Source organism: Scytonema sp. PRP1 (genome assembly GCF_036697665.2).
Lineage (GTDB): Bacteria > Cyanobacteriota > Cyanobacteriia > Cyanobacteriales > Nostocaceae > Kalymmatonema > Kalymmatonema gypsitolerans.
The window spans coordinates 1-14,547 of the sequence record NZ_JBAHYJ020000110.1 but is presented as its reverse complement, the minus strand read 5'-3'; the positions used below and the strand labels follow the sequence as shown (position 1 = coordinate 14,547).

15 protein-coding genes are annotated in these 14,547 nt (G+C 46.7%); 2 read left to right on the top strand and 13 right to left on the bottom strand.

Annotated elements, in window-relative coordinates; genetic code table 11:
• Nucleotides 1-107: 107 nt before the first annotated feature.
• From V5G28_RS29085 to V5G28_RS29035, 11 genes are all read right to left on the bottom strand, one after another.
• Nucleotides 108-863 carry an SDR family oxidoreductase gene (locus tag V5G28_RS29085; protein ID WP_336231417.1) on the bottom strand — a complete coding sequence of 252 codons (756 nt, stop codon included), beginning with the start codon at nt 861-863 and terminating at the stop codon, nt 108-110.
• A gap of 159 nt (nt 864-1,022) precedes the next feature.
• The gene (locus V5G28_RS29080; protein WP_336231416.1) at nt 1,023-1,616 is read right to left on the bottom strand and encodes an ester cyclase; all 594 of its coding nucleotides are present in this window, start codon (nt 1,614-1,616) and stop codon (nt 1,023-1,025) included.
• A gap of 198 nt (nt 1,617-1,814) precedes the next feature.
• Nucleotides 1,815-2,570, bottom strand: a complete 756-nt coding sequence (locus V5G28_RS29075) for an SDR family oxidoreductase (RefSeq protein ID WP_336231415.1) — start codon at nt 2,568-2,570, stop codon at nt 1,815-1,817.
• Nucleotides 2,571-2,610: 40 nt separating this feature from the next.
• On the bottom strand, nt 2,611-2,814 hold the full coding sequence (locus tag V5G28_RS29070; RefSeq protein WP_336231414.1) for a hypothetical protein: 204 nt from the start codon (nt 2,812-2,814) through the stop codon (nt 2,611-2,613).
• A 55-nt stretch (nt 2,815-2,869) separates the two neighbouring features.
• On the bottom strand, nt 2,870-3,016 hold the full coding sequence (locus V5G28_RS29065; protein ID WP_336231413.1) for a hypothetical protein: 147 nt from the start codon (nt 3,014-3,016) through the stop codon (nt 2,870-2,872).
• A gap of 28 nt (nt 3,017-3,044) precedes the next feature.
• Nucleotides 3,045-3,347, bottom strand: a complete 303-nt coding sequence (locus tag V5G28_RS29060; protein WP_336231412.1) for an SDR family oxidoreductase — start codon at nt 3,345-3,347, stop codon at nt 3,045-3,047.
• 77 nt (nt 3,348-3,424) lie between these two features.
• The gene (locus V5G28_RS29055) at nt 3,425-3,715 is read right to left on the bottom strand and encodes an Atu4866 domain-containing protein (RefSeq protein WP_336231411.1); all 291 of its coding nucleotides are present in this window, start codon (nt 3,713-3,715) and stop codon (nt 3,425-3,427) included.
• 249 nt (nt 3,716-3,964) lie between these two features.
• On the bottom strand, nt 3,965-4,426 hold the full coding sequence (locus V5G28_RS29050; RefSeq protein WP_336231410.1) for a carboxymuconolactone decarboxylase family protein: 462 nt from the start codon (nt 4,424-4,426) through the stop codon (nt 3,965-3,967).
• 229 nt (nt 4,427-4,655) lie between these two features.
• Nucleotides 4,656-5,636: a CPBP family intramembrane glutamic endopeptidase gene (locus V5G28_RS29045; protein ID WP_336231409.1), complete on the bottom strand. Its 981-nt coding sequence runs from the start codon at nt 5,634-5,636 to the stop codon at nt 4,656-4,658.
• A 30-nt stretch (nt 5,637-5,666) separates the two neighbouring features.
• Entirely contained in the window at nt 5,667-6,023 is a 357-nt protein-coding gene (locus V5G28_RS29040) for an AraC family transcriptional regulator (protein WP_336231408.1), read from the bottom strand.
• 102 nt (nt 6,024-6,125) lie between these two features.
• Nucleotides 6,126-6,683, bottom strand: a complete 558-nt coding sequence (locus tag V5G28_RS29035; RefSeq protein ID WP_336231407.1) for a DsbA family protein — start codon at nt 6,681-6,683, stop codon at nt 6,126-6,128.
• A 159-nt stretch (nt 6,684-6,842) separates the two neighbouring features.
• Here V5G28_RS29035 and V5G28_RS29030 point away from each other — a divergent pair, with 159 nt between their 5' ends.
• Nucleotides 6,843-7,223 carry a helix-turn-helix domain-containing protein gene (locus V5G28_RS29030; protein ID WP_332993302.1) on the top strand — a complete coding sequence of 127 codons (381 nt, stop codon included), beginning with the start codon at nt 6,843-6,845 and terminating at the stop codon, nt 7,221-7,223.
• Complete coding sequence (locus V5G28_RS29025; RefSeq protein WP_336231440.1) at nt 7,208-7,741, top strand: HARBI1 family protein; 534 nt, start codon at nt 7,208-7,210, stop codon at nt 7,739-7,741. Before V5G28_RS29030 ends, V5G28_RS29025 begins: the two co-directional genes overlap by 16 nt.
• A gap of 350 nt (nt 7,742-8,091) precedes the next feature.
• Here V5G28_RS29025 and V5G28_RS29020 read toward each other — a convergent pair whose 3' ends face one another.
• Nucleotides 8,092-8,724, bottom strand: coding sequence for a response regulator transcription factor (locus tag V5G28_RS29020; protein ID WP_336231439.1), 633 nt, complete (start codon nt 8,722-8,724; stop codon nt 8,092-8,094).
• Between the two features lie 5 nt (nt 8,725-8,729).
• Nucleotides 8,730-14,547: PAS domain S-box protein (locus tag V5G28_RS29015; RefSeq protein ID WP_336231406.1), on the bottom strand; the 5,818-nt coding region annotated here is incomplete at its 5' end.

The following is a 14,547-nucleotide window of genomic DNA, read 5'->3' as shown; positions in this document are numbered from 1 at the left end:
TCTTGCAGATTCCTATGGAGTTTCCGATGGAGTTAGCAAACCTATTTTAGTGTTGCTTTAGTGAGTCGCTTGAAGTGCTGTATCAAACATTTCGCACTGTCGATTAACTACTGCGCTACATACCCACCATCTACCATCAACGTTTCACCTGTTACGAACGATGCCAGGTCAGATGATAAAAACAGAACTGCATTTGCAACTTCAAGCGGTGTGCCAATTCGGCCGATCGGGTGAAGTCCTGTTATGTAAGCTCTAACTTCATCCTGCCCACCTGTAGCTGCTTTAAGCATATCTGTTTCGATTGCTGCTGGTGCAACGGCATTGATGCGAATCCCCGCTTTGGCATATTGGAGCGCAGCAGCTTTTGTTAAACCAACTACTGCATGTTTACTCGCGGCGTAGAGGGGTTGAATAGGAAATGCAACGATTCCAACCGCAGATGCCATATTGACGATCGCACCACTTCCCTGTTTCAACATCTGAGCAATTTCATATTTCATCGACAACCAAACGCCCTTGACATTGACGTTCATCGTGCGATCGTATTCCGCTTCTATTTGCTCAATCAGTGAAGGATTTTCGCCGACAGTTCCGGCATTATTAAAGGCAATATCTAACCGACCAAAAGCGCCAACCGCTTTTTCAACCATTGCTTTAACATCGGCTTCTTTCGTGACATCTGCTTGCACAAAAATCGCCTCTCCGCCAGCTTCCTTGATCAATCGAACCGTTTCTTCACCTTCATCCATTCGACGACCCACCACCACCACCTTTGCTTGTTGTTGGGCATAAGCGATCGCCGTTGCACGACCAATTCCTGAAGTTCCGCCAGTGACTAACGCCACCTTGTCTTTAAGCATCATGATTGTTACCTCTTGTTGTGAGTGGCTGTGTCACTTTGTCAAGAACTCAATGAGCAATACGTGTAGCCAGCAATAAGAAGCGCCTCCTACAACCAGGATGAGTACGATCCTGGTTACAAAATGGCGGGTTTGGGCATTGATATTTGCTGGCTCCTACACTTAGTCGCGATCACTGGCACGATCGATCAGTGCGTTTGAGGGCAAGCTTGGATCAAGTACCTTGCGCGCACTGTCAACCCCTACAACGGGCAGCGTACCAGGATCGAGCAAGCCAAGTTGAATCAATACACTCGCCTGATCCCAGTAGATGTGCTCATGGGCTAGCTTGCCGTCACGGAACTGGACGATCGCTACTACTGGCACTTCCACCCGTTTCCCGGTTGGAGCAACGCCAGGTAGCATCCAGTCCATCTGGATCGTATGAGTGAACGTAGCCGCCATTTCATCGACGAGTTGATCCGTTCCGATCGTGCGCGAAATCGGAACTAGCTCGAGGTCTGGCGGGATCTGTGGAATGAGGTATTTGGAATAAAACTCACGCAGCGTCGGTTTCCCTACTCCCCCAGTCATTACCGGAATGTGATTCACGTAAGCGTCCTCAACCATTGTAGCGAGAGCATCTTCAGTGCTGTGAGTACCAAACTCGTGCCCGATATGCTCTTCCCAGACCGCTTGTAAAGCTTCCTGAGCAGGTGTCAGATTGGAGGTTGCCTGTACATTTGTTTGTTTGTCTACTGTTTGCTCTTTGACCATTTTGAATGCTCCTAAGTTCTATCTAAGCTGTATTGATTCCAATGCTTGATTTCTTTTAGATTCTTACGATGATTTTTAGAGTCTTATGGTGTTTTTTCAGCGATCGTAAACCTGTCTCGATGTCATTCCAGTTGATCGTTTAAAAATCATCCATTCAGAACTGCGATCGCAAAAAGATATCTGAAGGCAGATCGCGATTTAGCCTGCTGTATATCCACCATCGATCACTAAGGGTTGTCCCGTGATATAACTGGCAGCATCAGAGCAAAGAAACACAACCGCTTGAGCAATTTCCGTTGCCTGTCCGATCCGACCGATCGGAACCCTAGACCCAAGATCATCGAACGTTATGCCTATCTGGTCAGCGGTACGAGCCATTAGATCAGTCGCAATGGGACCGGGATTAACAGCATTAATCCGAATGCCCTGTTTGGCATAGTCAAGTGCGGCAGTGCGTGTTAGCCCCATCACCGCGTGTTTGCTGGCAACGTAGGGAGAGATTCCCGGCAGCGCAACAAGACCATTGGTGGACGAATTATTTACGATCGCGCCTGCGCCCTGGGTGAGCATCTGTTGAATTTCATATTTCATGCACAGAAATACTCCTCGCGCATTGATCGACATGATCTTGTCAAAATCCTCGATCGATTGTTCGTGCAGTGGTTTAACAGCAAGATCAATGCCAGCATTGTTAAAGGCACAATCGAGTCTGCCGTAGGTCGCGATCGCTTTCTGCACCAATTCCCGGACATCCGCCTCACTCGATACATCTGATTTCACGAACAAGCATTCCGCCCCAGTCTCGCGAATCAAATCAGCAGTTTCTTCACCTTCTACACCGCGTATGTCCGAGAAGACCACTTTGGCTCCAGCAGCACCGAATGCGATCGCAGTTGCTCTGCCAATTCCCGATGCGCCTCCCGTAACTAACGCCACTTTATCGTGCAGTATCATTCTATTTCTCCTGTTTCAATCAAGATTGACTTTCCGAGATTTAGCTCATTTGTCCAATCGGTCGAACAATGATTTCATTGACATCTACGTCGGCGGGTTGCTCGATTGCGAATGTAATTGCCCGTGCGATCGCTTCTGCTGGAATGGCAGAGTCGCGGAATTCCTCCACCCATTCCGCTGCTTCAGCATCCGTGATCGTGCTGGCGAGTTCAGATTCAGTATTTCCTGGCGAAATCACTGTCACCCGAATATCCGGTGATTCCTGCCGCAGTCCCTCAGAAATCGCCCAAACTGCAAACTTAGTGGCGCAGTATACGGCTGCGGTTGGATAACGTTGTGCCCGCCGATCGAGGATAAATTACAAACTGCCCTGATCGTTGCTGCTTAAAGAGAGGTAGCGCAGCAGCAATACCATGAAGCACACCGCGAATGTTGACATCAATCATGCGGTTCCATTCATCGATCTTCAGTACCTCAGCTTAGAGACGGCATCAAGCCTGCATTGTTCACCACAACATCAAGGCGACCAAATTTATCTTGAGCAAACTCGACGAAGGCTTGCATGTCTTCAAGCTTGGTGACATCCAGGGTACGGTATTCTGCTTCGCCACCTTTAGAGCGAATTTCGGCAGCAATTGCTTCGAGTCGATCAGTACGCCGTGCCCCTAATACAACCTGTAAACCCTTGTGGGCAAGTAGTCGAGCGGTTGCTTCACCAATGCCACTGCTTGCGCCTGTAATCAGCACAACTTTCTGGGTGTTTTCGTTAATAGTCATGAGAGCATATTTCCTAGTTGTTTTACGGTCGTGGGTCTGAATCACTGTGCAGTGCTGGGACTTCTGCGATCGCGCGGTTACTTGTTCTCTTCGCGGTACAGAACCATGCCGCCGTGATAGAGTACGCCGTCGCGAAACTCACCGTCGGCGGTAAAGCCAGTGTCATCAACGTAGTTAATGTAGTTGCCAGTGAGGGTGTAGCTGCCCTGGTAGGCGCTTTGCCTCTGACCGCGCGCTTCGTCGTAGCGCCCATTGGGTAGCAGTTCGTGGCGAATATAGCCGTCCTTAGTCACCCACATGCCCACATAGGACTGCTGACCAGGGGGTTGCGCGGCTACTTCGGTTCGAGGTCTTGGTGATTGTTCCATCGTTTGTGAAGAGGGTATGCTTTCCGAATTTGAGTAAGAGCGGGGTGAACAGCCAATCATGAGTAGAACGACACCGAAACAAAGGCTGTTAACCCTGCGTTTAAGGGTCGGATGAGTTGTATTGCTCATGTTTTTTCTATTGATTTGCAGAGTCTTGTGGGTAGCTGCTTACCTGAACAAAGCAGCTAATTTCGCGCCTGTCATCCAGTTCTAAACGCTTGCCTTATAGGTTACGGTTGTGGGTCTAGATTACTGAGCGGTGCTGGAATTGGACGTGGCTTGGGCCGCATCAATGGAGCGCGGAAATCCAGCCGTAACTGTGGTGAGGTAAATGATTTCTTTGAGTTCGTCTTGTGTTGCGCCCAGCCTGAGCGCATAACCCGCATGGATCTTTAGTTGCGGTAGATTTACCTGTGCTGCAAAGGCGGCAACGGTAGCAAGCTGACGAGTTCGATCATCGAGTCCTCTGCGCGACCAAACTTCGCCGAGGGAGTAGTCAGTAATTGCATCTGCTAGAAACGGGAAATCTTGGCTTAGAGCAGTGAGTACTGGCTGTCCTACGCCACCTGTCAGTTTATTGATGACTTGATTACCTCGCTCACGGCGACTCTGATTTTCGGGCTGAGTTTGTACAGTCGTTACTGGCTGGGTTTGGGCAGTGGCAACAGCGGGAAAGAACGCGACGAGCGGGGCGGCAATGCCGCCGACCACCAGCCACGCAAAGAGGATGACCGCCAGCCCCAGAACATACCGCCACCCCCGATATTTACCCCACCGGGCAGCCTCCACGTAAGTCGCGTCTTTCACGTCCGTTCCGATTCCCTGATGTCCTTTGATTGCTTTGATCCTCATCTTTGTCCCCTTGACTCGTGCATATATGTAGTGCTTGGATCTGACCGCTAGTTGCCTTTGCGATTGTTTTCAGGGTTCGATGGGATTACTAAGAACCCTTCCGATCGCTTTGGGAAACGGGTTCGGATGCCTCGTCGCGTTTGAACACCTTGTAGGCGATCGCCAGAAACATGGGTACTATCACCAGCACCGATAGCGCCACGTAGGTCGCGTGGAACTCGCTGATTGTGAACAGAGCCGGTGTGGTCAAGGCGCTTCCGGCTCCGTCGAACGTGAGAAAGCCGATGATGTTGTTCGCGAAGTGTACGCCGATGGCGAGTTCAGTGGTTCCGTCAATCAACGAGACCACGGTCCACAACAGACCCGGAACGAGGAAGTAGTTGGAGAAGACCGTGAGCCAGCCGCCTGCGCTCGCCTCCGGGTTGAAGAGGTGCGGCACGGTAAATACCACGGCTGCCACGAGCGCCAGAAAAACGCGGTTGGTCGAGATCATGCTCGCGCCCTGCACAATGTACCCGCGAAAGAAAAGCTCCTCGGTGGTCGTCTGGATCGCGGTGAAGACCAGTGCCATCGGCACGAAGAGCGCGAACGTCGTGAGGTCGAAGTTGAAGGAGAAGCTATCGGGGTAGAAGAGGTACTGTCCCAGCACACCTATCAGACACAGCGGAACGGACCACGACACAAATCCCTGAGCAACGCGCCGCCAGCTTATTTTCTTCCGCGCCGTGACGAGCGTCAGGGGATGACGACCGTGGATGAAGGAGACGGTGAGGAGTGTCCCGCCGAGAAAACACGGGAAACTCGCCATGACCACCAGGAAGTTGCCAAAGGAACCGAACGCAGCTAAATCCGCCCGACGGAACGCTGCGAAACCCTCCTGACCGCCGAGCAAGAACGCGACGATTGCGGTGGCAACGCTGCCAACCACCAGCCACGCAAAGAGGATGACGACCAGCCCCAAAACATACCGCCATCCCCGATGCTTACCCCACCGAGCAGCCTCTACGTAAGTCGCGTCTTTCACTTCTGTTCCAATTCCCTGATTTCCTGTGATTGCTTTAAACTTCATTTTTGTCTCCTTGACTCGTGCGTGATGGAGTTAGCGAATCTGTTTTGGGGTCACTCCAGTCAGGCGCTTAAACTGTTGATTCAGATGGCTTTGACTGGCGAAGCCGACTTGTAAAGCGATGTCTGCGATCGCCAAATCCGTTTTCGACAGCATCAATTTTGCTCGTTCCACCCGCTGTTGAATTACGTACTGGTGTGGAGAAATCTCGATCGCTTGTTTGAATGCACTAGCAAAGTAAGTCGGGCTAAAATTAAGAGTCTCTGCCAGTTCAGCCAGTGACAAGTCTCGATCGAGATGAGTCTGAATGTAGTCGAGTACTTGTTGCAATTGGGTGCGCGTTAAGCCTTTGTTCTTGAATTTAGTGGTTAACGTTGTAGTTGTTAGCATGGTTCAAAAATTGGCAAGTTGTTCAATAAAACAGGCGAAAGCTAGCGATCGCGCATTCGATCACTTACTAGCACTAACAAACAAGTCAGATATGAATAGAGCTTAGTGACTTGCAGCGACAATGGCTGCCGTCAACTCTGTTATTTTCCAGCGTCCGGTATACCGAATGTTATTGATGAATAGGGCTGGAGCAGCCGTTATTCCACTCTTGCATCCACTTTCGATATCTTCATTGATGCGATCGATATGCACCTTCTTAGACAACTCTTTAAGAAATTGAGAGATATCAAGCCCTAAATTGTTGGCGTACTCTACGAGATAACCATTTTCTAACTTCTGTTGATGAGCAAACAAAGTGTCGTGCATTAACCAAAACTGTCCTTGAGCAGCGGCGGCTTCGGCAGCTTGAGCGGGCCGTTGAGCTTGGGGATGAATCTGTGCTTGCGGAAAATGACGGAAGATCAAGCATAAATAATCTTCTCCAAAAGCAGCACTAAGCTCTCGTTTGATCGCTTTAATCATCTTGTAAACGTCTGCACTGACAGAGCATTGATAATCTCCATACACTACCAGCACCACGTCAGCATTGAGTACACCTTGCATGTGATCCTGTGTTGAAGCTGGAATAGATAACAAACTACGGTCTCGGTCTTGATTCACTTGAACACCCCTGAGGGAAGCAATGGTAATCGCAAGCGATTCAACCCTCTTTCTGCGATCTAGATGAAGCAAACTCAATGCTGTAACTCAATAGACATCTCCAAAATAAAAACGTTCTGTGGTAAAAGAGTATAAAATTAACTTTGTTACCACAAGAACATGAGTGACGTATTAGGTTACATTAAAAATAATCCCCAGGAAACCCAGCGATTGGTTGGTCTAAAGTATGAGCAACTAGAACAACTAATTCATCTAGCGATTGCATTACATACCCAAAAGCAACAGGAAGCTGAAGCACAGAAAGTAAGAATCATAAAGAAAGGGGGTGGTCGGAAGGTAAAACTATCCACAGAAGAGCAAATTCTCTTAACTTTGATATATCTAAGACATTTAACAACATTTCAATTATTAGGTATCCAGTTTGGAGTGAGCGAATCAACTGCAAATGATACATTCAACTACTGGTTACCAGTCCTACAAGAACTCTTACCACCAAGTTTACTTGAACAGGTAAAAAAAACTCAATTGACTATCAGATAGTTCAAGAAATTTTAACCGAGTATGAACTAATAGTAGATAGCTGTGAGCAAGCCAGAGAAAGACCTGGAGAGTATAAAGAGCAGAAAAAGTATTACTCAGGTAAGAAGAAAAACCATACCTTTAAAAATCAGATTATTGTTTTACCAGACGGTGAAGATATTGTTGATGTCATCGCGGGAGTCCCAGGGCCCAAAAGTGACATAAGTTTGTTCCGTGAAGGTCAAAAAGGCTTTGACTCTAATCAAAGGTTCAAAGGAGATAAAGGTTATCAAGGAGAACCATCAGTTAAGACTCCGACGAAAAAGCCGAAAAAAGGAGAATTAACCCAGTCACAAAAAGACAAAAACAAACAAATGGCTTCAGACCGAATATTTGTCGAACATTTGATTCGTTTACTTAAAATATTTAGAGTTGCTTCTGAAAGATTTAGGTTAAATCCACAGAAATATGAACAGGTAATTATGACAATCTGCGGATTTGTAAGATTCCGAATCGGAGCCTTAGTTTTACCAATGTGAAATCGTGAGAGGTAACGTAGTTAAAATTTATGTCTCTACATACTTATTTTTGCTTTATTTTCAACATAAACTGTCTCAAAACCTTTTTTTGCGTGGAGAATGGCTGATTTTTGAAGTTGGCGAACGCCTGTTAAAAACCAGTCATAGAGAAGTATTGTCAATTTTCGGAGATGTCTAATTGCTATTCGTGTTTGCCTAGAACTAAATATAGGCAATTGCCCTCTCACTTGTCGTCAACTGAGAGTTGCAACTTTTGCTCACCAAAGCGAATGATGAATCAGTCCCTCTGGCAATGTCATCATCGCTCCAACTCTGGTTTGACTCCGGAGTCAAACTAAAGGGTGATTGGCTTACAAACTGACAATGCCGCGTTTAATCGCAACAATCACAGCCTGGGTGCGATCGCTCACGCCCAACTTACTTAAAATTCGATTGACATGGGTTTTGACAGTATTCTCACTAATACTTAAAGCAGTCGCAATATCTGAATTGCTCATCCCTCGTGCCATTAATCCCAGTACCTCTAACTCTCGTTCCCTGAGTTCTGGATTATTCAGACGCTGCACCAGTTTTGCTCCCACGTCTGGTGGAATGTATTTCTGACCACAAGCAACGGTGCGAATCGCATTCAACAACTCATTAGATTTAGTATCCTTAAGCAGATAGCCTTGAGCACCCGCATGTAGTCCGCGATAGATATCTTCATCCCCATCGTAGGTGGTTAGCACAATAATCCGGGCAGGTTTAAATTCAGCACAGATTGCGCTGATGGCTTCCACCCCACTAACTTGCGGCATTCGCAAATCCATTAGCGTTACATCGGGTTGATGTTCCCGAAAGCAATCGATCGCCTGTTGCCCATCTTCGGCTTGAGCAATCACTGTCATTTCTGGATCGCGGTTAATGATGGTTGTCAATCCTTGTCGGACAATAGAATGATCGTCAGCAATTAGAACCCGAATCATCGTGGATTGGCTCGTCATCATGCTCACCCTCGATTAACAATGACAATAATTTCTGTTCCTTGCCCTGGTTGGCTCTCGATTGCCAGTTGTGCTCCAATTCGCTCTGCTCGCTCGCTCATGCCCAACAATCCAAATCCGCCGCTCATCGGGACTCCAACTACTCCAAAGCCCTGTCCGTCGTCTTTGACCTGTAATCGACACTGGGCATCGTCATAGACTAACTCAATTCTAATTTCGTTCGCATTCGCATACTTAATCGCATTGGTCAGGGCTTCTTGCCCAATCCGGAGCAAGTTATTCTCCACCTCGACGGGTAAGGAATAGGCGATCCCCTGAACTGAGTAAATTAGAGCCGTATTGGTCGCCACTCGCATCTGGTTTACCAACCGCTCTAGGGCACTCGATAAATCACCTTCTTCCAGCAACTGGGGACGCAGGGCTGTCACCGAGCGACGCGCTTCAGACAGTCCAGTGCGGGCTAATTCCTCGATCGTGTCTAAATGCGCTTGGGTAGCTTCTACATCATCGGTTAACACTTGAGTCGCTGCATCAACCTGGATTAGAATGCCTGTAAACGCCTGAGCGAGTGTGTCATGAATTTCGCGTGCCATGCGGTTGCGTTCTTCTAAAATTGAGGCGGCTTCTGCTTGCTTTTGCAGCATAATATTTCGCGCCAGCCAAATTACCTGTTCGTGCTGAATCGGGGCAATGCGAGCCGAAAACCAGATTTCTCGTCCAGATAGCCACTGGCTGTATTCAACGGTGAGGACTTGTTGGGTTCTCAGTACCTGCTGAATATAACCCAGTAATTCATCAGCTTGTTCTTTAGCAAAGAGTTGATGCAGTGTTTTGCCAACAAGTTCCTCTTTATACAACTCTTTGTATGATGGATTCCCTTCGGTTACGCAGATCACTTGCCCTTCAGCATTGAAGATACACATTGGATCGGGAATGGCTGAAACCAGCGCCCGCAGTTCTGCTTCAGAGGCTTGCAGTGCTGCTTCTGCCTGTTTGCGATCGCTAATATCCGCAATCACACCTTCGATGTAGTCATCGTCTGCATTCAGATAAGCCGAGGAAAGTCCCCAAAACACTGTCCCATCTCGTTTTCGCTTATGGACTTCAAAGCTTCGCACTTCCCCATCCCGCTTCAGCATCTCAATAGCTTGTTGGCGATCGCTGGGATTTACAAAATAGCCGATGCTGTGTTCCACCCCAATGATCTCCTCTGGTGAATCAAAGCCCAACAGATTGGCATAGCGTTGATTGGCATTGAGAATTAATCCATCCGAGAGGCGGGTTCGGAAGATGCCGACCTGCGAGTTTTCAAAGATAGCTCGGAACTTGGCTTCACTGCGTTGTAATGCCTCTTCTGCTTGTCTACGCTGGGTGGTGTCGTTGCCAACTGATAGGATTTCAACGACCTCTCCCTGTTCATTGAAGATGGCTTGATTCGACCAGGCTATCCAAACTCGCCGACCGTCTCGACACAGGTTTTCACCGTCGGTTTGCGGGTACGATTGAGGATTGCGAAGTAAATCATGGACAAAGGGTCGAATATCGCGTCCAGAAAGTTCGGCTTCTGGAATGATGGTTTCAAATAAGGTTCGCCCTACAATCTGATGTTCTTCATAGCCCAGGAGTTTCACCCCATAATCGTTGATGTATCGAATCCGTCCTTGCGGATCGTAGCGAATGATGACTGAATTCGCGGTTTGTAACAGGTTGCGGTAGTTCGCTTCACTTTGCCGTAATGCTGCTTCTGCTTGTTTGCGATCGCTAATATCTGCAAGTACGCCTTCGATGTATCCATCGGCTGCATTCAGATAAGAAGAGAAAAGTCCCCAGAACACTGTCCCATCTCGTTTTCGCATCTGTGCTTCATAGTTTCGCACTTCCCCATCCCGCTTCAGCAACTCAATGGCGTGTTGGCGATCGCACTGATTTACGTAATAGCCTGTGGTGTGTTCAAGTCCAATCATCTCCTCTGGTGAGTCAAAGCCATACAGATTGGCAAAGCGTTGATTGGCATCGAGAATTAATCCATCACAAATGCGGTTTCGGAAGATGCCAACCTGCGAGTTTTCAAAGATCGTTCGGAACTTGGCTTCACTGCGTTGTAATGCCTCTTCTGCTTGTCTACGCTGGGTGGTGTCATTGCCAACCGATAAGATTTCAACGACATCTCCCTGTTCATTGAAGATGGCTTGATTTGACCAAACAACCCAAACTCGCCGACCGTCTCGACACAGGTTTTCACCCTCGCCTTGCGGGTACGATTGAGGATTACGAAGTAAATCATGGACAAAGGGTTTGACATCGCGTCCAGAGATTTCGATGTCTGGAATGATCGTTTCAAATAAGGTTCGCCCTACAATCTGATGTTCTTCATAGCCAAGAAGTTTCACCCCATAATCGTTGATGTATCGAATTCGTCCTTGCGTGTCATAGCGAATGATGACGGAATTCGCGGTTTGTAACAGGTTGCGATAATTTGCTTCACTTTGTCTCAATGCGGCTTCGGTTTGTTGACGTTCCGCGATCTCCTGCTGCAAGGCTTGAGTTCGCTCTTCTACTTTCCGTTCCAGTGTTTCGGAATAATCCGATAACCGTTCATATAACCGAGCATTCTCCAGTGAAATCGCTGCCTGAGCAATCAATAGTTTAAGGACTTGCAAGCGATCGCTAGTAAACACTCCGGTACTGAGATTGTTCTCCAGATAAAGTATGCCAATCAGCAGATTTTGCTTGACAATGGGCATACACAGAAGCGATCGCGTTTGTTGGTGTTGAATGTAAGGATCAGTTGAAAAAGACGATTTGCTGACTGCATCATCAAACACCAGAGTTTCTTGAGTGCGTTCTACCAAGTGAATGACGGAGACAGGAATCGCTGCACAGTCGGCAACAGCGAACTTTTCTAGGTCACACTGTCTACTTCCGCTGCATTGAGCCACCACAGTAAGTTGATCCTCTTCTAGAAGAACCAGAGTACCAGTTTCGGCTCCTGCATTTTCGATTACCACCTGCATCAACGTGGCAATTAATCGATCGAGATGGATTATTTCTGAGAGAGCTTGAGCCGCTTTCATCACCGCCGCCAAATCGATCACCGCAGTAGGATGACGGATCGTTTCATTGGTCACGATTGAATGTGATTGCCGAACTAGGTTGGTGTTGAGGAGTTGTGGATAGCGTTTTTCTAAATCTTTAACTTTAGCGGTTGCGCCCCAGCGATCGTAGCAATAGTGCGCCTCTTTAATGTAAGTTTGAGCAATTTTTTCCCGCCCTCGCGCCAGATAATGTTTAGCCGCTAATTCATAGGCGAGTGCTTCTTCCTGGATAAACTCATTTTCAGCAGCACCTGCGATCGCTCGCTCGTAAAACTCTTCAGCCTCAAAAAATTGCCCTAAGATTCGCGCTTTTTCTGCCTCGACTAGATGAAATTTATGGAGATAATTCATTGGAGCGTGCTCCGCCCATTTTTGCAGCTTTTCTTGGTTGGTGCTCACACAACTGAGCCAAACTGCTTTTTGGGAGTTTGAAGCCTCAACCAATAGGCTCAAAAGTACCAAAGAATCGTAGAAAAGAAGTAAAGGTGCAGCCATGATTGCTGTTACTTCTTCTGAATACTGCCTTGCTAAAACAGCAGTTTGTGCAGCTTGATGATACTCCCCAAATAGATAGCACACTATAACTTTGTTTAAATAAAAGTAGTGAATTTCAAATCTGTCTTTAACTGCAATAGCGTGCGATAGCGCTTGCTCTTCATCATAAACACTACCAATTAAACGGCTGGGATTTTCAGACTTACCTAACAGATTAGTGATTGTCTGCCACAATATTACAGTCCAATTGAAGGGGTTTTCCCGTCTAATTTGTCTGATTGCTTTGCTATAGCTTGCCGTTTTTTGTTCCAGTTGGGTGAGTGACTCACCAGCAAAAAACGAGAAGTAACATACATTAGATGCAGCGTAGCCAGCGAATTCAAAGTCTCCGGTTTCCACTCCGTTTTCATAAGCATCAACCACCATTGGTATTATTCTTCTAAAATGTACCTTCGACTGCATGACATGGGCGCTCGATACCATTAATGCGCTATCATTCCCTTTTTTTGTATTCAATCGTTCTGCCAAGCCCAGAGCCAATTTGCCAAATTTATAACCGAGTTCAATGTCTTGAACAAGTCCGCATAGAACAAGTCCGTAGAAAGCATAACTTATTGGTGACCAGGTAGCATTGCCGTAGTCGAGCGATAAATTTACCATTTTGCATGTAATCAGTATCATCAGTGCTGGTGACACTATAAATGCAGCAGACACAATATTCCTTAGGATATAAATTGCTGCTATCGGTTCTGGTGCGGTCATCTTTGGTAAATTAATTAAGTCTTCGATTTCTCTTCCAGCGAGTATTGCAGCCGTTGAGTCCAATCCTCTTTGAACATCTAACTGACTGGGAGTTTCTATTAAGATTACTTTCAAAAGCTGCAATACTTCCAGTCCAATTTTAAGTGCTTCTTTTGGGTTTCCCTGTGACAAATATCTTTGAATTTTGCTATCGTAAACCTGCACTTTGTCGATCGCTGTCTTAGCGTGATCGAGTACTACTTCTACAAATTGTTCCATCTCATCAAAGTAACCCTGAAGATACGCTGCTCCTGCTGCTTGGGAGTAAAGCGTCAAGGTTAGGTCATACTGATTGTGCCAACTTTCTGTACTGAGGAGTTTAAGCCCTGTTTTGAAATACTTAAGAGCTGCTTCATAAGCCGTTGCTGTCTTAGCTTTCTGACCTGCGATTAAATTTAATTTGGCAATTTTAATTCGTTCTGTTTGATCGCTCTCCAGTTCAATTCCCCAATTGAGATGATCGACGATTTCAAACAGTCGTTCCGATCGCTGCTCTGGTGAAGTTTTTTCGAGTAGATTGCGACCGATTTGGAGATGAACAACTTGTTTGTGTGACTCATCAATTAAGGCATAAGCCGCTTGCTGCACACGATCATGCAAAAACTTGTAGTCTTGAACTAACAAGTTTTCGTCTAATTCAGATAAAGGTTGAATTAATTCAGCTTGTATTGCTGCTAGTAAACCCTGGAAAATCGCTTGAGGCGAGCGCTCACAAATGATCGCTAACGTTTCTAAATCAAATTTAGATCCAATACAAGCGGCTAAGCGGAGAATTTGCCGTGTTTGTTCCGGCAGTTTCTTCAACTGGAGCAACAGCAACTCTACCACATTATCGGTTATATTTCGGGCTTGAATCTGAGTAATATCCCACTGCCAGTTTAAGTGTTCCGCATCAAATTTCAACAGATTTTCGCTATACAGCATTCGCAAAAATTCACCGACAAAGAAAGGATTGCCCTCGGTTTTACGTAACACTAATTGGGCTAGGGAACGAACGGTGTCAGTATTGCAATCTAGCGTCTCGGCAATCAATTGATTCAACGATTCCAACGCTAAGGGTTTCAGGATTATCTCCTGAAGCACTGCCCCTCGTTTTTGCAGTTCTAAGAGCGTTAATACTAATGGATGCGTTGGAGCCACTTCATTATCTCGATAGGCTCCAATCAAAAATAGATATTGTGTCTGCTCGTCAAGTAATAATAGCTCGATTAACTTTAGCGTTGCGGAGTCGCTCCACTGCAAATCGTCTAAGAAGATGACCAGGGGATGTTCTTTTGAACAAAACACCCGCACAAAATTTTGAAAGATTCGATTAAAGCGATTTTGAGCTTCAGTTGCTCCAACTTCGGGTACGGGTGGCTGTTTGCCAATAATTAATTCAACTTCAGGAATCACATCAATGATGATTTGCCCATTGCTTCCTAAAGCTGAG